This is a genomic window from Candidatus Thiothrix sulfatifontis, assembly GCA_022828425.1.
Classification (GTDB): Bacteria; Pseudomonadota; Gammaproteobacteria; order Thiotrichales; family Thiotrichaceae; genus Thiothrix; species Thiothrix sulfatifontis.
Genome location: CP094685.1, coordinates 1,675,698 through 1,697,503, shown reverse-complemented (window position 1 = coordinate 1,697,503; position 21,806 = coordinate 1,675,698). Strand labels below are relative to the sequence as shown.

The window sequence follows — 21,806 nt, the reverse complement described above, 5'->3', positions numbered from 1 at the left end:
TTCCCGCATCCGCTACCCTTATAATGCTCCACTGTTTTAGCTTTGAGAGAGGAATCCCTGTGCGCATACGTCTGAAAACCAAGTGGAATAAGCAGGAACGTGAAGTTTCGCTGGAAGATACCGTCAGTGTGCTGGCGTTTAATACCTGGAAAATCGGGATGCAAACCCTGGTAGAAATCGAAAACGAGAATTTCCAGACCGACACCCAAATGCAGCGCGTGATGATCATGGAAGAAATTATGGCCTTCATGATTCACGTCCTCGACCGCATCGCCCACGACATCTTAAATGACGAAGACCGTGCTGCCCTGATCACGATGTTCGCGCTGAAAATTGCCGATCATGTGCAAGACAACGCCCGCGACTTCGGCGGCCCCGGCGATTACCGCAACCCGTTCATCAACAAATTAAACCAGCGCATGGAAGATTACGCCGCTACGACGTGGGGAAAAGTCGGGCAAGAACCCGGCTTTTCGATGAGCCTAGCGTTCGGCAACTTCATCGCCGAAGCCGTAGGGCCACGTGACCGCAAGTGGGTGCTGGACTATATCCAGCGCACCCTGATGCCCGAAATGCTCGGCACCTACAAAAAAGTCCTCACCCGCTTGGGGATGTTGGAAAGCCACAAATAACTACTTCCAATCAACGAAAGTAGCAACCTTGTCTGCCAACTCATCGGCGTACAAATCCATAAAGAAATGGTCGGCGCCGTCGACCGTTTCCACGGTCAGATTATCCTGCTTAACGCTTTCCAGCTTAGCAGGTAAATCTGCCACCACTTCATCCGCCGAACCCATCACAATCAGCATCGGCTTTTTGATTTTGGGTAACAGGCTGGGGGTATTCTTGCGCTCGTCATCTTTGTAGTAAGACACCACGCTATCCGCCGCTGCTTTGGCGTTTTCGCAATACACGAAACCGGGCAGCGCCATCATGTCTGCGCCCTTACCGTCGCCCGCCAGTTTAGTCGCTTCAGTCATAATGTCAGCCAAGGGCTTTTTGTAGCGCTCCTCGTACTCTTTGCTGCTTTTATCCGCATCAGCCGTGGCAGGCGCAACCGCAATCACTTTTTCCAGCAAGTCGGAATCTTTTTCAGACGCATACCACGCCACCTGGTTGCCACCGCGTGAATGCCCTAACACCGCAACCTTGCTTGCGCCCTGCGCTTTCAGCCAATTCATCCAGGTATCGAGTTCCGCCACCGCATCTTCATGCTTGTGCTTGTGTTCGATGGTGCAATCCAACATTTCGGAGGGACGTTTATCCAGCGCATAACTCAAGTTGACGTTCAGGGTGTTGTAACCTTTTTCTTGCAGCAAATCGCTCAGGGACTGCATGATTTCCATTTTATTGTGTGCCAGTGTGCCATGCAGCAGCATAATCACGCCGTCTTTCGCGGTTTTGCCTTCTGCCAAGGTCAGGTCAGCACGCAATTCAAGATCACCTTGCTTAACGGTCACTTCATCCGCTTGCAACGTTGCCACCGCAGCCAACAACGAAAAGGCTACCGTACTGGTAACGCGAGTCAGTAATTTCATGTCATCCTCCAAGGTTATGTAGTATTTTCAAATGCCCATGGCACGTTTTGCCATTTCGTATTTTAGAAAGCCCATGCGATTCACGACAGTCAACCCTGAATTTCGCAGGATTTTCCAAGGGGTCAAGGTATTGCCAAACAGCAGCCGGAAACCTTCCATCGCTTTTTGCGTCAGGATATTGTCACCGCGCCGCGCCCGTTCGTAAGCCCGCAAAACCTTGGGGCTGCCGCAATCGCCCGTAGCGTGACGAATTTGCGCCACCAATTCCAGCGCATCTTTGATGCCCAAATTCACGCCCTGCCCCGCTAATGGATGAATTGTGTGCGCCGCATCGCCCACCAACACTACCCGTTCTTGGCTGTAACAATCCGCATGACGCCCCCGCAACGACACCGCCGCGCGTTCGCCCACGGCAGTCACTTCACCCAAACGGTAATCCAGCGCTTGGCTTAATTCACGGCAAAAATCACTGTCTGACAAGCGCAACATCGCATCCGCCTGATCCGCCGGTAATGTCCACACAATCGAACAAAAACCTTCCGCCAAGGGTAGGAATGCGACCGGGCCACTCGGCATAAAACGTTGCCAAGCGGTAAATTGATGCGGCAAGTCGGTTTGCGCCACACACACCAAACCTTTTTGCCCGTAGTCTTGGGTGGAGATGCCAATGCCCGCCAGTTCGCGAACTTTGGATTGCGCCCCATCCGCCCCCACCAGCAATGGCGCTTGCAAGATTTGACCGCTCTGCAAGGTGGCGGTCACGCGTTGCTCATCCACCACCAGCGTTGCGAGCTTATCGGGGCAATACCAATCCACGCTCTCCAAGGTTTGCAGCGTATCCAGCAACGCCAGTTGGATCACCCGATTTTCCACGATATGCCCAAGATCGGGTTCGCCCAGATCTGCCGCATCGAAACGAATTTCGCCGGTTCCGGTAGCATCCCACACGCACATGACTTCGTAAGGAAACGCACGGCGGGCAGCAATACCCTCCCATGCACCTGCATCAAGCAACGCCCGCTGCGATGCACGGCTCAGCGCCGAGACACGCAAATCATAAGGGTCTTCGGGGGAAAATACGGTGGGAGAATGCGCTTCAAGTACGGCAACACGCTTGCCCGCCTTGCCCAATAAACAGGCCAGTATTGCACCGACCATACCGCCACCCGCAATGATGACATCGTATTGCACCTGCATCGCCTTCATCCTTCTAAGTTTATTCAACCACAAGACTACAGCAAAGCAGGGGCAGGAAATACAGATTCAGGGCAAATTGGCGGGTTATTCCACCAACCAAGGCCACAGCAATAATTTGCCGGGGGTAGCTCCCACTAATCCCCAAAACCCAAGGAAATACGTCAACGGTACGACGACCAATGCGCCGTGCAAAGCACTGCTATCATAAGAAGCGTGATACAACAGCCAGGTTTGCCCAAACACAAATAACAATACAAACATCAGTAAGATGCTGATCAACAGCAAATCAAACGCCAATGCCAACACGCGCATTCCCCAGTGTTGATAACCGGGTTGGCGCACATGCGACATGAAGTAACCTTTGGCAGGTGGGGTAAGTTGATGGCTAATTTTCATAAATGACACTCCTTGTCACCTCGCAATACTACAACCATTAAGTATAGCGGTTGCATTTCAACCTGCTGACGAAAATGCTAATCCATTGATCAATTTATTTAAAAGATGAAACGGGGCAAGCAATAATCCGAGGCTAAGCCAAAGCGTTCAGGATAATCCACATGCACAAAATATAAGCCAGACGCAGGTGCTGTCATCCCCGCCAAAGCACGATTGCGTTGCGCCAGTAATTCCGCCATCCACGCTACCGGGCGCTCTCCCGCCCCCACCATCAGCAAGGAACCCGCGATATTGCGTACCATGTGATGCAAAAACGCATTTGCCACCAAATCGAGGTAAATGAACTCACCGTCACGCTGCACACTGATTTCCAGCATCTCACGCATGGGGTGGTTCGCTTGACAACCCGCCGCGCGGAAACTGGAAAAATCCTGTTCCCCCAACAACGCTTGCGCCGCTTCATGCATCAGTTCAGCATCCAACGCGCCATGCTGCCAACACACCCGTTGCTGCAACAGCGCAGGACGCGCCTGCCGATTGAGAATAATGTAACGGTAACGCCGCGAACGTGCCGAAAACCGCGCGTGAAAATCATCCGCGACCGGCTGAATCCAACGCATCGCCACCCCATCCGGCAAATGCGCATTCGTGCCAAACACCCAACCGCGCAAAGGGCGCTGCGCGTTGGTTTCAAAGTGAATGATTTGCCCAATGCCGTGGACACCCGAATCAGTACGCCCCGCACACACCACCGCAATCGGTTCCGCCGCTACCGTAGACAGCGCTTTTTCAACATTGCCTTGTACTGTCGGCCCGTGGCTCAAGCGCTGCCAGCCGAAAAAAGGGCTTCCATCGTATTCAATACAGGCTGCAAATTTCATGACACTCATCTCAAGGCAGTAAAAACACAAAAGGCCGGATTAACCGGCCTTTATAACGTGAATGTGAGGATTCCTCAACCCGTCTGGTGCAGCAAGACTTCGGCTTCGCGGCGTTGATCGTCGTTGCCTTCGACCATGACTTCTTCCAAGGTACTGCGAGCGCCTTCAATGTCGCCCATATCCAGATAAGCGCGGGCAAGATCCAGCTTGGTGCTGATATGCGCTTCGTGCAGGTCGATTTCCTCATCCGGGAAGTCGAGGAATGACAGCGCATCATCAATATCGCCTAACCAATCCTTGTCTTCGTCGCTGATGGGCGCGTAGAAAGTGTCTTTCGGCAAAATGCGCCCGATGCCGGTTTCATTGTCCAGATGCAGGTTCAAATGCGTGGCGCTCGACGCCGCTACGGTTGGCGTTTCAGTCACAGCCGCTGCGGGCGGTGTTGCCAGCGTCGTGTTGCTGTCAAACTCATCAAGATCAAAATCCAACAGATCGTCTAAATCATCATCTGATTGAATTGCGTGCGGCTGAGGCTTAACCGTTGGCGAAGTAGCTTCTGTATCCAAGTCGAAATCCAGATCGAAGTTATCATCTAAATCTTCCAACTCAAAATCGTCTTGTTCAGGCAGTGCATCCTGAACTTCATGCGTCACATTGTCGGTTACATCCGGCAATTCAAGGGCAGGTAAAGGCTGCACTGGCGTCTCGGTATCGCCATCGTCAGTGTCGTGCAACAGCTTATCAAGATCAATGTCATCGAAATCCAGTTCGCCCAAATCCAGATCGCTAAAGTCATCTTCCGGCAATTCAGGTGGCGCGGCATGATCCAACGCTTGGGGCAGCTCTACCGCTGGAAGGTTAATCGCCTCATCCGATTTTGCTAACGCCACGCCAGCCGTTGCCGCCGCAACCCCGCCTAATGCCGTCGCTACGGTTGCCGCCACCGAAGGCATATCAGCCGCATGACCATTGCCCTGATACAAACGGTTGTCCGGGCTAATCTTGCGCCCCCATTCGGCAACCGATTGCCACAAGGCATCCCGACCAGCACCTTGCATCAGTGCGAACTGTTGCGCGTGATTGTCAAAGGAATCGCGATTATTCGCCACGAAATAGCATTCCAACAACTTGTGGCGGTATTCCAACTTTTCAGGGAAACGCTCAATGCATTTTTTCAGCTCACTTTCGGCTTGTTGGTACAGGCCGTAAGCAATGTAAACATTCGCTTCGGTCAGGCAATCGTCTTCGCCTTGCTCAGCGGACGCGGAGGAAGCCACCGCACCGTGCATTTCATCATCGCCCATGTCCAACCCAAACGGGTCGTGCGCATGTTGTGTGCTGACATTGCCCATTTTGGTGTTGGAACTTTTCTCAGCGCGTTCCAGTTCACGTTCCAGCGAACCGAGAGTTAATGCTTCGTTTTCCACCGGCGGGTCGAAATCATCATCCAAATTAGCCACGCGATTATTCGTTTGATTCGCATTATCCGGTTTACGCCGACGCCCTAACAACCAGAGTAATAACAACAAGGCAAGCGAGCCTGCACCAATTTTTAACGCCAGCGGCGAAGTCAACAAACTCAATAAATCACTGCTGTCACTGGTTTGATCTGCAAACACCGGCGCGACTTTGGGCGCCGGTTTCGGCACTGGTGTGACCGGGACAACGGCAGGTTTCAACGGTACCGGATTTGCATTGCCATTCGCTGGCGGTGTTGGGCGCGTCTCGGTTGCAGGCGGCGTGGCGGTATTAACCACAGGAGGCACCGCTGCCGGTGGTTCAGTTCTCAATACCGTGTTGTTGTCTTGACCGGCAGCATTCGCCATGTGTGTCTGAATGTCTTTGCCTTGGTCTGGCGTCATCGCAACGGGTTGCCCTTCGGTCGGCGCAACGGTATCGGTGATAGGCGCGACTTGCACACCATTCGCTGATAATTGTTTTTGCAAATCCGCAAGCTGTGTATCACGCAATGCCAGCAAGCGATTTTTCTTGCTCAGCATGGATTCAAGGTCAGTTACCCGCGATTTGAGTTCATTGTTCTCATTTTGGCGAGCTGCCAATGATTCGTTTGCCAATGACAATTGCTTTTCGATTTCTGCCAGTTTAGCGCTGCCCGCCGCTACCGCCGCGTTATTGGCTGCCGTTTGCCCGGCTTTTGCGCCCAATACTTCCAAACGCGCTTTATCGGTGGCGTTATTGGCTGGCTTATTGGAGGTTTCAGCAGGCGCTGCTTTTTGGTCTGGCTGCTTTGCGGTGGGTTTAGCCGAAGCTTGTTGCGGCAAGGTATTGCCTGCCAGCGATTTTCTCAATTCGCGCCATTCGGCGTTTTGTTGGCGAATCTGGCGACGCGCTTCCGCTTGCGACACGGCTTTAATATCACCATTGCTGGGGGCCTTCATGACGGCACCGGCGCGGAGGTTGTTGATGTTTTTATCAACAAATGCCCCCGGATTGGCACGGAATAAAGCCATCATCATCTGGTCATTGCTTACCCCAGAACGCTGGAGACGCGAAGCAACCCGGAATAATGTGTCACCCGATTTAACCCGGTAAGTACGGTTTCGCGCTGGAGCCGCTGCCTGTTGCTGCGGCGCGGCTTGACTAACGCTGGGCGCAGGCGCTTGACGATTCACCGTGCCCGCTGCTTTAGGCTCTGCTCGCACCGCCGCTTCACCTGCCAGGGTATTACCCGGCTGCATCACTACGGGTGGATCCAGTGCAATCGTGTACTCTTTAAGCAACTGGCCTTGTGGCCAACTGACTTCCAACAGGAAATTAACGAAGGGTTCCTGAATCGGCGCATCGGATGACACCAGAATGACCGGCTTACCGCCTTGCACCGTCGGCGTAAAACGCAAACTGCCCAGAAAGTCAGGACGCGCGACACCCACCCGGTTGAATACTTCAGGTGGGGCTAAACGAACTTGAATTTGACTGGCATCTGCCGGGGCAGCAGACAATAAGTCAATTTTTGCGCGTAGCGGCTGATTCATGTGAGAGTTGGATTCAATGTCTCCAAGCCCCAAAGCGCTGGAAGCCGCAGGATAAGCTCCGGCGATGAATATAGCTAAGCTCAAGGCTTGTTTATTCACTGCAATTCCCCTTCAATTGATTCTTTATCTGTATAAGAATATGGCATCCCTGATTCATCGCCCGCATAACCTTTTTTGGCCTTTAATTATTGTAGATGAATAGCGATTCTGGTTGTTGTTGCTTAACGCTGAAACTTTATATTAGTACATTATGCTCAGCAATGTTGCCCCGATACAAGCCTTTAGGAAGATGCTAACATCAAACCGTATCTGCCAGTCATTGTGGGCAACAGTGAATTAATTCCCGCTTAACCACACCTATATATAATCGCGTACTAATATTTCGGCAATTTGCACACTATTTAACGCAGCACCTTTACGGACATTATCAGCAACCACCCACAAATCTAAACCAGACGTGCACGAAATGTCTTCACGGATACGGCTAACATAAACCACATCGCTATTAACGGCCTCGGTGACAGGGGTTGGATACCCACCATCTTGACGTTCATCCAACACTTCAACGCCAGCCGCTTGACTGAGCAACGCGGTTGCTTCAGCCGCCGTCAGCTTGCGCTGCGTTTCAATATGAATAGCCGCTGCATGACCAAAAAACACGGGTACACGCACCGCTGTTGGATTCACCCCAAGCTCCGGCAAATCCATGATTTTACGGGTTTCCTGCACCATCTTCATTTCTTCCCAGGTATAGCCGTTTTCCTGAAACGCGCCAATATGTGGAAAGAGATTGAAGGCAATTTGTTTGGCATACAGCTCCGGTTCGACCGGACGGGCATTGAGTAATTGCGCGGTTTGATGCGCCAACTCATTAATACCCGCGCGCCCCGTGCCAGAAACAGCCTGATACGTCGCCACGTTAATGCGGGTAATTTCCGCAGCATCATGCAAGGGTTTTAACGCCACCAGCATTTGGCTCACCATACTGCCGGGGTTCGCAATAATCCCACGTTGCTTATACCCCGCAAGCGCGGCTGGATTCACCTCTGGTACGACCAACGGTATATCCGCATCAAAGCGAAAATAGGCGCTGTCATCAATAACAATGCAACCAGCAGCCACCGCTTTTGGCACATAATCTGCCGCCACCGTTTCAGTGCTGGCAAATAAAACCAATTGCACGCTGGAAAAATCGAAATCTTCGACCGATTCAATATCCAGCGTTTTATTGCCGAAATCGACGTATTGTTCGCCATCGGTGGCAAATTCCAGCGCGTATATTTTGCCAATTGGAAATTTACGTTTTGCCAGCAAGTCCAGTATGGCTTCACCAACCAGACTGCCGGTTCCGACAACTGCTACATTATAAGTCTTAGCCATGATTACCCTTGTAAAGCCGCAACAACCACGTCACCCATTGCCGCCGTGCCAATGTTTTGGCAACCCTCGGTATAAATGTCGCCGGTGCGCACGCCTGATGCCAGCACTGTTTTCACTGCCCGCTCAATGCGCTCAGCCAGTTCTGGACGATTGAGGCTGTAACGCAGCAACATTGCCACGGACAGAATGGTTGCCAACGGATTGGCGATGCCTTTGCCTGCGATATCGGGTGCAGAACCGTGGATCGGTTCGTACAAGCCGCACGCAGAAGAATTCAGGGAAGCAGACGGCAACATGCCGATAGAGCCGGTCAGCATTGCCGCCGCGTCTGACAGCACGTCACCGAACAGGTTGCTGGTCACAATTACGTCAAACTGCTTGGGCGCACGTACCAATTGCATCGCCGCGTTATCGACGTACATGTGGCTGAGTTCAACTTCGGGGTATTCCTTGCCAACCTTTTCGACGATTTCGCGCCACAGTTCGCAGACTTCCAGGACGTTGGCTTTGTCAACGGAACACAGGCGTTTGTTACGTTTCATCGCGGTTTCAAAGCCGACGCGGGCAATGCGCTCGATTTCGGATTCGGTGTAAGTGGCGGAGTTGAAGCCTTGGCGTTCACCGTTTTCCAACACCCGAATGCCGCGTGGTTGACCGAAGTAGATGCCGCCGGTCAGTTCGCGCACGATCATAATATCCAGACCTGCCACCACTTCCGGTTTCAGGGTGGACGCGGATGCGAGTTCTTCGTACAGAATTGCAGGGCGCAGGTTGGCAAACAAACCTAAGTCAGCACGAATTGCCAGCAAACCGCGTTCAGGGCGCAATGGGCGATCCAATGCGTCGTATTGGGGGCCGCCGACTGCACCGAGCAAAATCGCATCGGCTTTTTGTGCCAATGCACGGGTGGAATCGGGGTACGGTTGCCCTTCTTTATCATAAGCGATACCGCCGATATTGGCGTATTCCAACTCTACCGACAGATTGCCTTCAGCGGTGAAAACGTTGAGGACTTTAACCGCTTCTGCCACGATTTCCGGGCCAATGCCGTCACCGGGCAATACTAAAATTTTGTGTATCATAACCATCTAACCCAAATCAAATCTTAAAATAACCAAGGCGCGACTTGCTTACGCTTTGCCTCATACGCCCGAATATCATCAGCGTGTTGCAGCGTCAGCCCAATATCATCCAACCCGTTCAGCAGGCAATACTTGCGGAACTCGTCAATGCTGAACGCGAACGCTGCCCCGCTTGGCGTGACCACTTGCTGCGCTTCCAGATTCACAGTGAGCTGATAGCCTTCGCTGGCTTGCGCCTCAACGAACAACTGATCAATCACCTCAGCAGGCAAGGTCAACGGCAACAAGCCATTCTTGAAACTGTTGTTGAAGAAAATATCCGCGTAACTCGGCGCAATCACCGCCCGAATGCCGTAATCGGTCAACGCCCATACCGCGTGTTCCCGCGACGAACCACAGCCGAAGTTTTCACGCGCCAACAGCACGGAAGCACCCGCATAACGCGGCGCATTCAGCACAAAATCGGGATTTGGGGTGCGTTTGCTGTGATCCATGCCCGGTTCGCCCGGCTCAAGGTAACGCCAGTCGTCAAACAGCGTGGGGCCAAAGCCAGTGCGCTGGATGGATTTCAAATATTGCTTGGGAATAATCGCATCGGTATCGACGTTGGAACGATCCAACGGGATAACCAAGCCAGTGTGTACAGTAAATTTTTCCATTAGAGCGTCCTCACATCCGCGAAATGACCTGTCACTGCCGCCGCCGCTGCCATTGCGGGGCTGACCAGATGGGTACGTCCGCCCTGCCCTTGCCGCCCTTCAAAATTGCGGTTGGAGGTGGAAGCGCAGCGTTCGCCCGGTTCGAGGCGATCGGCATTCATCGCAAGGCACATGGAACAGCCCGGCGCACGCCATTCAAACCCTGCTTCGATGAAGATTTTGTCCAAGCCTTCGCTTTCCGCCTGCTGTTTGACCAAGCCAGAGCCGGGAACAACCATTGCCAGTTTCACATTCGCAGCGACTTTGCGGCCTTTGGCGACTTCCGCCGCAGCGCGTAAATCTTCAATGCGCGAATTGGTGCATGAGCCGATGAATACTTTGTCGATTTGCACGTCAGTAATCGGCATATTCGCTTCCAAGCCCATGTATTTGAGCGCGGCGCGGATGCCACTGGCTTTGACGGGATCGGTTTCGTTGGCGGGATCAGGCGTTTTGCCATCGACTGGCAATACCATTTCGGGGGATGTTCCCCATGTGACTTGCGGCTGGATGCTGGCTGCATCCAGACGAATCACGCGATCAAATACTGCGTCCGCATCGGAATGCAGGTCTTGCCATGCGGCAACGGCAGCTTCCCAATCTTCAGCTTTCGGGGAATACGGGCGACCTTTGACGTAATTGATGGTGGTGTCATCGACCGCAATCATGCCAGCGCGTGCGCCGCCTTCGATAGCCATATTGCACACGGTCATGCGCCCTTCCATCGACAAATCGCGGATGGCTTCGCCGCCGAATTCGATGGCGTAACCTGTGCCGCCCGCCGTGCCGATTTCACCGATGATAGCCAGCACGATGTCTTTGGCGGTCACGCCTGCACCGACTTTGCCATCCACGCTGATCAGCATGTTTTTCATCTTTTTCTGGATGAGGCATTGGGTTGCCATAACGTGTTCGACTTCGGATGTGCCGATGCCGTGCGCCAATGCGCCGAATGCGCCGTGGGTGGAGGTGTGCGAATCGCCGCAAACCACGGTCATGCCGGGCAAGGTTGCGCCTTGCTCAGGGCCGATAACGTGGACAATGCCACGGCGGATGTCGCCAATCGCGAATTCGGTAATGCCAAAAGCGCGGCAATTCGCGTCCAGCGTTTCGACTTGCAAACGCGCAACGGGGTCAGTGATCCCTTTGTCCAGATCAATCGTGGGTGTATTGTGGTCGGGTACAGCAACCATCGAAGCAATGCGCCAGGGTTGGCGGTTAGCCAGACGCAGCCCTTCAAAGGCTTGCGGTGAGGTGACTTCGTGAACCAAGTGACGGTCGATGTAGAGTAAGCCCGTGCCGTCGGCTTCTTGCCGCACCACGTGCGCATCCCAGACCTTATCGTAGAGCGTTTTGCCTGCCATAAATCCCCAAAACTGCCGTTGGAAAAGGGCAACATACTACACTTTTTTGCTATGCATCATCCACAAAAAAAGGCCAGCACGCGGCTGACCTTTTGGTTGGTGATGTTCCCTTCGACTGCGCTCAGGGAACGAGGGGGGTCTTAATCTTCGCGACGGCGGCGGAAGAAAGCTGCCGTTGCCAGCAACATGCTCATGATCGCCACACCCCATTGGCTCAGGGTCGGCACGGCCACGGACAAGTTGGCAACCAAACCAAAACCGATGGTGGTGTTGGTCATACCGCCATCCTCAGGTTCTGCACCAGGTGTGAGCCTGATCACGCCACTGGAAATACTGCCATCCGACGCCGGAATGCCATTGCTATCCGTTGGATTATCGTCATTCGGATCAGCATTAGGAACCGTAGCCGTATAGCCCGCTGGCGGGATAACTTTCACGATGTAATCGCCTTCACGCAAATTGCCGAAGAAGTACTTACCGTCACCGTCCGTGGTTTGCGGTTGCAGCACATCACCGAAAATATTGCTCACGGGCTTGCCATCGACAGTGAGCAAGGTGACAGTCGCCCCCGGAATACCCGGTTCACCGCCGTCTTGTTTGCCATCATTATTCAGGTCGAGCCACAAACGGCTGCCTAAATTCAGCGGGCGGAACAAACCGCAGTCGACACTGACATTGCTGAAGCTATTACCGTCTGACGTTACACTCGGCATCAAGCTAAACGTTGGGGTCTGGAAGCGTCCGTCCACCGCTTTGCAATTGCTATCGGTGTTGGATGGATCAGCATCCGGGTCAACACCACCTTTGGTAGCGCTGTAACCAGAATTGGCAGCCGGACTCATGACCACAATGTAATTACCCGGTTTCAAGTTTTGGAACAGGTAATTGCCATTGTCATCCGTCAGCACCGCAGCAACGGGTTTGCCGTCGATGTCCGTCGCGGGCGTAATGCCATCGGCTTCCAGCAAACTGACGCTCACGCCACGGATACCCGGTTCTGCATTATCTTGCTGACCGTTGGCATTGTTATCCAACCAAACCTTGTCACCTAAGGACATACCGCTGTAGAAACCACAGTCGATCGTCATATTGCCATTGGCATCATCGCCATCGGCATCGGGTTCCGCACCCGCTGTCAATTTGAATGGATGCGTTTCAATGGTCGTATTGATTGGATTAACACGGCAGTTGCTGTCCATGTCATTGGCGTCGTCATCCGCATCAATCCCGCCGATGGTAGGAGAGAAGCCTGCGGGCGGCTCAACCGTCACGATGTACTCACCTTCTGGCAAATTGTCGAACAGGTAAAGGCCATCCGCACCCGTGGTATGTGGCGCAACGGTATTGCCATCCAGATCCGCCACGGCACGCCCCGAAGCATCGGTCAGGGTCACAACCGCATTTTCCAAGAAGCCTTCATTTGCTTCTCGCACGCCGTTAGCGTTGCTATCCACCCAGATTTGATTACCCACGGCTACGGGCGTACCCGGTGTCACCGTTTGTACCGGCACGACAGCGAAGTCAACCGTGAGGTTGGAACGGTTATCGTCCGTCTTCATACCATCATTGCCAGCAATGCCGCTGGCGGTTGGTTGCTCGCCCTTGGGTTCCTTGTCATCCAACACAATCAGGTTAGAACACAAGCCGTCAGACGCAGTGCTGTCACCGTTGTCGTTGTTGTCACCGTTGGCGTTTGCATCGGCTTCTTTCTCGGCAGTGCTGGCGGTGAAACCATCCAGCGCCGCGCCGTCATTGAAGTTGCTACCCGCCACACAGACCTTGTACTCACCGGCTTCCAACTCGCTGAACAGGTAGAAACCTTTGTCGGTTTGGGTGCTGCGAATCAGTGCACCAGCGGCATCCCGCAATTCGACTTGTACCCCGCTTGGCAAGGTTTCGCCTTGATCGAATTGACCATTGTTGGCAGCACTGCCTTCACCGTTATCGACCCACACCGTATTACCGATACTGTGCAGCGGCTTTTTAGGCAAGTAGAAACCGCAATCCACCGTCATATTGCCGTCAGTGCTGTCACCGTCTGCTGCTACATCCGGCTCATTGCCCGCTGTCAATGTAAACAGGCTGGTTTTGCCGGTATCCACTGAACAGTTGCTGTCGGTGTTGGACGCATCGTTATCCACTTTTGCGCCGCCCTGTGTCGGCAAATAGGCGCTGCCTTGTGGCGCAGTCACGCGGATGCTGTATTCACCTTCAGGCAAATTGCCGAACACGTATTTGCCGTCTGCCGCCGTCACAATCGGCGCAACCGCTGTGCCATCCAGCACCACGGGATTGCCGTCTTTGTTCATCAAGGTAACGGTCGCGCCCGCCAAACCAATGTCGTCTTTATCCTGCTGACCGTTTTCGTTGGCATCAATCCAGATAAAGTCACCGACGGAAACCGTGTTCGGTTTGACCGGGGCGCGTTCCACAAAGTCATTGCGATCATCGGTTTCACCCGCGATCACCGTTACTGGAATGCGGTCATCGGTGGTGTCGGTATTGGTGGCATCGTCTTCCGGTGAGGTGGTGTCGCCGTCAGTGACCGAGTTGTAATCGGCGGGCTGGGTTTGCACCACCAGATAATCGCCAGCGTCGAGATTCGCAAACAGGTATTCGCCGTTGGCATTGGTCAAGGTGGTAACAGGCTTGCCGTCGGTATCCAAAACTGGTGTGCCATCGGGTTTCAACAGCGACAGGGTGATACCCGCCAGCGGTGTTTCGCCACTGCTATCGCCGGTCGTATCCACAGAAACGGTACCGCTGATCGTGGCTTTTTCTGCTGCTGGCAGGTAGAAGCCGCAATCCACCGTCATATTGCTGTCAGTGCCATCACCGTCTGCCGCTGCATCCGGTTCAGCGCCTGCGGTTAGGGTGAACAGGCTGGTTTTGCCGGTATCCACATCACAATTGCTATCGGTATTGGACGCATCGTTGTCAACATCGGCACCGCCTTTGGTAGGCATGTAATCGCTGTCTGCGGGTGCCGCCACGCTAATGCTGTATTGGCCTTCGGGCAGATTGCTGAATACGTATTTGCCATCCGCCCCGGTAATGATTGGCGCAATCACCATATCGCCGCCCAGCACCACGGCATTGCCGTCTTTGTCCAGCAAGGTAACGGTAGCACCGGCTAATGGCGTATCGCCTGCGTCTTGCTGACCGTTTTCATTGACGTCCACCCAGATGTAATCACCCACCGATACGGTTTTCGCAGGAGCAACCACCCCGAAGTCAATGGTGAGGTTGGAACGGTTATCGTCCGTACTCATGCCATCATCACCGGCTTTACCACTAGCAGTTGGCAACTCACCCGTTGGGCTTTGGTCATCCAAAATAATCATCTCGGAACACAAGCCGTCTTGGGTGTCATTGTCACCGTTGTCGGCATTATCGGTTCCGGCGTTCACATCGGCTTCGTCGCCCATGGTGCTGGCGGTGTAACCTTTCAACACACCTTGGTCGAAGTTGCCGTGTGCCACGCAAACGCTGTATTCACCCGTTTCCAAACCGCTGAACAAGTAGTAACCGTCCTTGGTTTCGGTGTAAGCCATGACCGCGCCGTTTTTATCCAACAATTCCATGACCACGCCGTCAACCACTGGCTGCTCGTCTTTATCGAATAAGCCGTTGTTGTTAGCGTCGACCCACACGGTATTACCCACGCTGTGCATTGGCACTTTTGGCACGTAGAAACCGCAATCCACCGTCAGATTATCGGTGGTCAAGTTGAAAACGCCGGTTTGTGTTTGCCCATCAACCGCTTGGCAATTGCTGTCGATATTGGACGGATCATCGTTGACCGCTGCTCCGCCTTGGGTATTGATATAACCGTCTGGCGCTACAACCCGGATCAGGTATTCGCCCGCTGGCAGATTTTCAAACAGGTAAAGGCCATCCGCCGCTGTTGTTACCGCAGCAACGGGTTTACCGTCGAGGTCATTGACCGGGTTGCCCGATTTATCCAACAAGGTAACGGTGGCATTTTCCAGACCGCTTTCATTCTCGTCCTGCTGACCGTTTTCGTTGGCATCCAGCCAGATTTTGTCACCCACGGAAACCACTTGCGGCGGCACTGCCGGGGGCACAATCCCGAAGTCGACCGTGAGGTTGGAGCGGTTGTCGTCGGTACCCATGCCATCAACGCCGTCTGCGCCCGTTGCGGTGATTTCACCCGTCGGTTCTTGGTCATCCAGCACCACGAGGTTGGAGCACAAACCGGCCTTGATGTCGTCGGAGCCGTTGTCGTCACCGTCCACATTGGTGTTCGCATCGGCGATCGTGCCGCCGGTGCTGGCGGTGTAGCCTTCCAACAGCTTGCCCGTCGCAAAGTTATCCGCGACCACACACACTTGGTAATCGCCCGCTGCTAAGCCGCTGAACAGGTAGCGCCCGGTGGCATCGGTAGTCGTGGCCTTAATGACCGCGCCGCTGGCATCTTTCAGCTCCAAGCCCACACCGGCGCTGGCGGGCAGTTCGTCGTTGTCCGCCATGCCGTTGTTGTTTGTGTCAATCCACACGCGGTTGCCGAGGCTATGCGTTGGTACTTTTGGTTGGTAGAAACCGCAGTCCACGGTCAGATTGTCAGTGGTGAGATTGAAGGCGCCGGTTTGTGTTTGCCCGTCGACCACTTGGCAATTGCTGTCGGTGTTGGATGGATCATCGTTGACCGCTGCTCCGCCTTGGGTGGTGATGTAGCCTGCGGGTGCTGCAACCCGCACCACGTATTCACCTTGCGGCAGATTTTCAAACAGGTAAAGGCCATCCGCCGCTGTTGTTAGCGCTGCAACGGGTTTGCCGTCGAGGTCATTGACCGGGTTGCCCGATTTATCCAGCAACGTAACGGTGGCATTTTCCAGACCAATTTCGTTCTCATCTTGCTGGCCATCTTCATCGGTATCAATCCAGATTCTGTCACCCACCGTTACAGGGGTGGGCGCAACTGCCGGTGGCAGTACCGCGAAGTCGACGGTGAGGTTGGAGCGGTTATCGTCCGTGCCCATGCCGTCATCGCCTGCAATGCCCACGCCGGTTGGCAATTCGCCGGTTGGCTCTTGGTCGTCCAACACAATGACGTTGGAGCAGAGGCCGTTAGCGGTCATGGTACCGCTGTTGTCATTGCTGTCGCCGTTGGTGTTCGCGTCGGCTTCTTTGCCGTTCACACCAGCGGTATGACCCACCAGTTTGCCCATGCCGGTGAAGTTAGCCGCTGCCACGCAAACTTGATAGTCACCCGCATTCAAGCCGGTAAACACGTAGTAGCCGCCAGCCGTCATGGTGCTATCAATGACCGCACCCGTGGTATCGCGCAATTCCAATTTGATGCCGTTCAGCAAACCCTCACCTTCATCAAATTGACCGTTGGCGGCTTTGGTGGCATCGCCTGCACCATTGTCGACCCACACCATATTGCCGATGCTGTGTACCGCTGTGGTAGGCTGGTAGAAACCGCAATCCACGGTTAGGTTGCTAGTGTCGCCATCGCCATCGAGTGCGGATGCCGGTTCAGTGCCTGCCATCAGGGTGAACGGTGCGCTTTGCACGTTGTCGCCCATGACCGCACAGTTGCTGTCGTCATTGGCAACCACGTCATCCGCATCACCGGCATTGGTGGTTGGTAAGTAACCTTCAGGCGCTTGTACCCGAATGCTGTAATCGCCTTCCGGCAATTTGGTAAAGCCGTACAAGCCGTCCGCGCCGGTAGTGACCGGAGCAATGGCATTGCCATCCTGATCGGTTGCCGGGTTGCCGTCTTTGTCCAGCAGGGTGACAACCGCGCCAGCCAGTGGTTGTTCGCCGCTGTCTTGCTTGCCGTTTTTATCCGCATCAATCCAGAGGTAATCGCCCACGGCAACCAGTTTCGGCGGCACTACTGGTGGCACAATGCCGAAGTCGACCGTGAGGTTGGAGCGGTTGTCGTCGGTACCCATGCCATCAACGCCGTCTGCGCCCGTTGCGGTGATTTCACCCGTCGGTTCTTGGTCATCCAGCACCACGAGGTTGGAACACAAACCGGCCTTGATGTCGTCGGAGCCGTTGTCGTCGCCGTCAATGTTGGTGTTTGCATCGGCGATCGTGCCGCCGGTGCTAGCGGTGTAGCCTTCCAACAGATTGCCCGCCGCGAAGTTATCCGCGACTATGCACACTTGGTAATCGCCCGCTGCTAAGCCGCTGAACAGGTAACGTCCGGTGGCATCGGTAGTGGTGGCCTTGATGACCGCGCCGCTGGCATCTTTCAGTTCCAAGCCGACACCGGCACTGGCTGGCAGTTCGTCGTTGTCCGCCATGCCGTTGTTGTTTGTGTCAATCCACACGCGGTTGCCGAGGCTATGCGTTGGTACTTTTGGTTGGTAGAAACCGCAGTCCACGGTCAGATTGTCAGTGGTGAGATTGAAGGCGCCGGTTTGCGTCTGTCCGTCGACCACTTGGCAATTGCTGTCGGTGTTGGATGGATCATCGTTGACCGCTGCCCCGCCTTGGGTGGTGATATAGCCTGCGGGTGCTGCAATCCGCACCACGTATTCACCTTGCGGCAGATTTTCAAACAGGTAAAGGCCATCCGCCGCTGTTGTTAGCGCTGCAACGGGTTTGCCGTCGAGGTCATTGACCGGGTTGCCAGACTTATCCAGCAAGGTCACGGTGGCATTTGCTAAACCGGGTTCATCGGGGTCTTGCTGACCGTTTTCGTTGGTATCGATCCAGATTCTGTCACCCACCGCTACAGGGGTAGGCGCAACTGCCGGTGGCAGTACCGCGAAGTCGACGGTGAGGTTGGAGCGGTTATCGTCCGTGCCCATGCCGTCATCGCCTGCAATGCCCACGCCGGTTGGCAATTCGCCGGTTGGCTCTTGGTCATCCAACACAATGATGTTGGAGCAGAGGCCGTTAGCGGTCATGGTACCGCTGTTGTCATTGCTGTCGCCGTTGGCGTTCGCGTCGGCTTCTTTGCCGTTCACACCAGCGGTATGACCCACCAGTTTGCCCATGCCGGTGAAGTTAGCCGCTGCCACGCAAACTTGATACTCGCCTGCATTCAAACCGGGGAACAAATAGTAACCGCCAGCCGTCATGGTGCTGTCAATCACTGCACCCGTGGTATCGCGCAATTCCAATTTGATGCCGTTCAGTAAACCTTCGCCTTCATCAAACTGACCGTTGGCGGCTTTGGTGGCATCGCCTGCGCCATTGTCGACCCACACCATATTGCCGATGCTGTGCACCGCTGTGGTAGGCTGGTAGAAACCGCAATCCACGGTTAGGTTGCTGGTGTCGCCATCGCCATCGAGTGCGGATGCCGGTTCAGTGCCTGCCATCAGGGTGAACGGTGCGCTTTGCACGTTGTCGCCCATGACCGCACAGTTGCTGTCGTCATTGGCAACCACGTCATCCGCATCACCGGCATTGGTGGTTGGTAAGTAACCTTCAGGCGCTTGTACCCGAATGCTGTAATCGCCTTCCGGCAATTTGGTAAAGCCGTACAAGCCGTCCGCGCCGGTAGTGACCGGAGCAATGGCATTGCCATCCTGATCGGTTGCCGGGTTGCCGTCTTTGTCCAGCAGGGTGACAATCGCGCCAGCCAGTGGTTGTTCGCTGCTGTCTTGCTTGCCGTTTTTATCCGCATCAATCCAGAGGTAATCGCCCACGGCAACCAGTTTCGGCGGCACTACTGGTGGCACAATCCCGAAGTCGACGCTTAAGTTGGAACGGTTATCGTCCGTGCCCACGCCATCAACACCGGGTTGATCGTTGATACCCGCTTCGCCCGTGAGTTCCTTGTCATCCAATACGATCAGGTTAGAACACAAACCGGTCGCGATGTCGTCGGAGCCGTTGTCGTCACCGTCAATATCGGTATTCGCATCTGCCGCTTGGCTGCTGCCGGTGCTCGCGGTGAAACCTTCCAGAATATTGCCTGCCACAAAATTGTCCGCGACCACGCACACCTGATAGCTGCCTGCTGACAGATTGCTGAACAGGTAGCGTCCTTCGACATCCGTAGTGGTGGCGGTGAGTACCGCACCATTAACATCTTTCAATTCTAGTGCAATGCCAGCCACCGCTGGGGTTTCACCCACATCTGCCGCACCGTTGTTATTGGCATCAACCCATACACGGTTGCCCAAACTGTGCGTTGGCACTTTCGGCACGTAGAAACCGCAGTCGACGCTCAAATCGGTGTTGGCATCGGTATCGCCATCGGTGATGGATTCAGCGCCTGCGCTCAGCAGGAATGGCAAAGTTTGCACATTGCCGCCCGTGACTGCACAGTTGCTGTCAGTGTTGGATGGATCAGTATCCACCGCCGCACCGCCTTGTGTTACCGCATAGCCATCCGGCGCTTGCACGCGCACGATGTATTCGCCTTCGGGTAAATTGCTAAACAAGTATTTGCCGGATGCGTCTGTTTGCATGTAGTCGACGGTGTTACCCGCTAAATCTTTGACCGGGTTGCCGTCTTTATCCAGCAAAGTCACGACCACGCCAACCAGCGGCAATTCGTCTTTGCCTTGCAAGCCGTTTTCGTCGGCATCAATCCAAACCGTGTCACCGACACTCATCGGAGTGGGTGGTGTTGGCGGGATCACTGCAAAGTCAACCGTCAAATCTGACAAAGCATCTGGCGTATTCATGCCATCATCACCGGCGGTGCCGCTGGCAGTGTCGGTTTCACCTGTTGGCGCATTCGCATCCAACGTAATGACGTTGGAACACAAGCCATCAGCCAGCACATCGCTGCCATTGTCATTGCTATCCACGCCCGCGTTAGCATCGGCTTCGTTACCGCTGGTGCTCGCGCTGAAGCCCTTCAGAATCGCAGTATCAGCAAAATTGCTGGCAGCGACACACACTTTATAATCGCCTGCGGTCAAGCCGCTGAACAAATAAAAACCTTTGCTGGTCGTGGTACTGGTCAGCAGTGCACCCGCCGCATCACGCAATTCAACCACGACCCCATCGGCAACGGCGGCTTCGCCTGCATCCAAAGTGCCGTTGTTCGCGTTCGCGGCAGTGCCTGCGCCATCATCGACCCAGACTTTATTGCCCAAGCTGTGCACGGATTCAGTCGGTTTATAGAAACCACAGTCAACGCTTAAATTGCTGTTCGCGTCAGTGTCACCGTCGTCAATCGGTTCGCCGCCAGCGCTCAGGCTGAACAAGGCTGTGGTAATGCTGCCATCGCCTTGCACGGCGCAATTGCTGTCGTCATTCGCGGGAACATCGTCCACATCACCCGCGCTTGGGCTGACAATATAATCGGTAGGTGGCGTCACTTTAACGCTGTAATCGCCTTCGGGCAGATTGCCGAAAACGTATTTGCCGGTTGCATCGGTGGTAACGTCAGCCACGATGGTGCCGGTCAAATCTTTAGCCGGAGCACCTTTGCTATCCAATAAACTAACGGTAGCGCCCGCCAAAGGATTTTCACCGGCGGTTTGTTTACCGTCTTTATCGGTGTCTTCCCAGATGGTGTCGCCGACGGAAACGGGCGTTTTCGGAATGGCTGGTAGAACATTCAGCACGTAGTCTTCCACTTCACCATCCGCTGCTTCCCCCCCGATACCATCACCACCCGCCGTGGAACAACGGAAGCGGGTATAAATCGTGCCTTCAGCAGCGAAGGCGGGAACGTCCATCGTCAGGTCATTTCTGCCTGCGGCAAGCACTTGATCAATGAAAACTTGCTCGCCTGTACCGCCCCAACTGCCGTCTTGATTCCAGTCGACCCAAGCGTTCAATTTACATGCACTGCTGGCAGTCACTTGCAGAGTATTTTGGGTATCGCCAACGTGCAACTCAGCAAGTGCCACACCGTCTTCATCGTCCAGCTTGCCGAACTTGTCGGTTTCACAGACACCGTAAACCGGCTGGCCTTCGGTAGCGTCATCGACGCTGGCATCCCCTTGCACATTACCCGAATCGCCGTCCACGCATTTACCCAAATACACATCAGTACCGAGCTGATGGCGTGCGCCATCATTGGCAAGCAATACGGGGAAACTGGGGTCTGGTGCGTCGCCAAGGTCGAACGGGATCGTCACGGCAGCACACGATTCATTATTATTGGTATTGCTATCGCTGCCACCCATATCGGTAACTTGCGTGCAGTTCGTGACAACTTCATTCGCATAGGCAGGCGGTAATGTCGCAAATGCCCCAACCATGGAGATGCACAAGGAGAGCTTTATTATTTTCATCTATAGTGCCCTGATCAATTAATTTTCGTATCCGTGTTAGTAATATGGCAGCAGCGACCGGAAATAGTCCCGATGCACTGC

11 protein-coding genes are annotated in these 21,806 nt (G+C 54.3%); 1 reads left to right on the top strand and 10 read right to left on the bottom strand.

Translation table 11 applies throughout. The features are described from left to right. The first annotated feature begins 59 nt into the window (after positions 1 to 59). Positions 60 to 632 carry a hypothetical protein gene (locus L3K52_08765; GenBank protein ID UOG93796.1) on the top strand — a complete coding sequence of 191 codons (573 nt, stop codon included), beginning with the start codon at positions 60 to 62 and terminating at the stop codon, positions 630 to 632. On the opposite strand, the gene L3K52_08760 is transcribed toward L3K52_08765, so the two are convergent. The 10 genes from L3K52_08760 to L3K52_08715 all read right to left on the bottom strand — a co-directional run bounded on the left by L3K52_08760 (position 633) and on the right by L3K52_08715 (position 21,725). Further along, positions 633 to 1,538, bottom strand: coding sequence for an alpha/beta hydrolase (locus L3K52_08760; GenBank protein ID UOG93795.1), 906 nt, complete (start codon positions 1,536 to 1,538; stop codon positions 633 to 635). Between the two features lie 27 nt (positions 1,539 to 1,565). Further along, positions 1,566 to 2,735, bottom strand: coding sequence for a UbiH/UbiF/VisC/COQ6 family ubiquinone biosynthesis hydroxylase (locus L3K52_08755; GenBank protein ID UOG93794.1), 1,170 nt, complete (start codon positions 2,733 to 2,735; stop codon positions 1,566 to 1,568). A gap of 84 nt (positions 2,736 to 2,819) precedes the next feature. Beyond that, on the bottom strand, positions 2,820 to 3,131 hold the full coding sequence (locus L3K52_08750; protein UOG93793.1) for an RDD family protein: 312 nt from the start codon (positions 3,129 to 3,131) through the stop codon (positions 2,820 to 2,822). Positions 3,132 to 3,229: 98 nt separating this feature from the next. Then, positions 3,230 to 4,012, bottom strand: a complete 783-nt coding sequence (gene truA, locus L3K52_08745; protein UOG93792.1) for a tRNA pseudouridine(38-40) synthase TruA — start codon at positions 4,010 to 4,012, stop codon at positions 3,230 to 3,232. A gap of 74 nt (positions 4,013 to 4,086) precedes the next feature. Further along, a complete protein-coding gene (locus L3K52_08740) occupies positions 4,087 to 7,104 on the bottom strand; it encodes a hypothetical protein (GenBank protein ID UOG93791.1) in 3,018 nt (1,005 codons plus the stop codon). A gap of 258 nt (positions 7,105 to 7,362) precedes the next feature. Next, positions 7,363 to 8,385 carry an aspartate-semialdehyde dehydrogenase gene (locus L3K52_08735; GenBank protein UOG93790.1) on the bottom strand — a complete coding sequence of 341 codons (1,023 nt, stop codon included), beginning with the start codon at positions 8,383 to 8,385 and terminating at the stop codon, positions 7,363 to 7,365. A 2-nt stretch (positions 8,386 to 8,387) separates the two neighbouring features. After that, positions 8,388 to 9,467: a 3-isopropylmalate dehydrogenase gene (gene leuB, locus L3K52_08730; GenBank protein UOG93789.1), complete on the bottom strand. Its 1,080-nt coding sequence runs from the start codon at positions 9,465 to 9,467 to the stop codon at positions 8,388 to 8,390. Positions 9,468 to 9,490: 23 nt separating this feature from the next. Next, on the bottom strand, positions 9,491 to 10,126 hold the full coding sequence (gene leuD, locus L3K52_08725; protein UOG93788.1) for a 3-isopropylmalate dehydratase small subunit: 636 nt from the start codon (positions 10,124 to 10,126) through the stop codon (positions 9,491 to 9,493). After that, complete coding sequence (gene leuC / locus L3K52_08720) at positions 10,126 to 11,529, bottom strand: 3-isopropylmalate dehydratase large subunit (GenBank protein ID UOG93787.1); 1,404 nt, start codon at positions 11,527 to 11,529, stop codon at positions 10,126 to 10,128. Before leuC ends, leuD begins: the two co-directional genes overlap by 1 nt. A 140-nt stretch (positions 11,530 to 11,669) precedes the next feature. Continuing rightward, positions 11,670 to 21,725: an IPTL-CTERM sorting domain-containing protein gene (locus L3K52_08715; GenBank protein UOG93786.1), complete on the bottom strand. Its 10,056-nt coding sequence runs from the start codon at positions 21,723 to 21,725 to the stop codon at positions 11,670 to 11,672. Positions 21,726 to 21,806 lie beyond the last annotated feature (81 nt).

Excerpts from the sequence above, each read along its gene's own strand:
- leuD (UOG93788.1), bottom strand. The coding sequence starts at position 10,126 with ATGGAAAAATTTACTGTACACACTGGCTTGGTTATCCCGTTGGATCGT.
- leuC (UOG93787.1), bottom strand. The coding sequence starts at position 11,529 with ATGGCAGGCAAAACGCTCTACGATAAGGTCTGGGATGCGCACGTGGTG.
- L3K52_08755 (UOG93794.1), bottom strand. The coding sequence starts at position 2,735 with ATGCAGGTGCAATACGATGTCATCATTGCGGGTGGCGGTATGGTCGGT.
- L3K52_08735 (UOG93790.1), bottom strand. The coding sequence starts at position 8,385 with ATGGCTAAGACTTATAATGTAGCAGTTGTCGGAACCGGCAGTCTGGTT.
- truA (UOG93792.1), bottom strand. The coding sequence starts at position 4,012 with ATGAAATTTGCAGCCTGTATTGAATACGATGGAAGCCCTTTTTTCGGC.
- L3K52_08760 (UOG93795.1), bottom strand. The coding sequence starts at position 1,538 with ATGAAATTACTGACTCGCGTTACCAGTACGGTAGCCTTTTCGTTGTTG.
- L3K52_08715 (UOG93786.1), bottom strand. The coding sequence starts at position 21,725 with ATGAAAATAATAAAGCTCTCCTTGTGCATCTCCATGGTTGGGGCATTT.
- leuB (UOG93789.1), bottom strand. The coding sequence starts at position 9,467 with ATGATACACAAAATTTTAGTATTGCCCGGTGACGGCATTGGCCCGGAA.
- L3K52_08750 (UOG93793.1), bottom strand. The coding sequence starts at position 3,131 with ATGAAAATTAGCCATCAACTTACCCCACCTGCCAAAGGTTACTTCATG.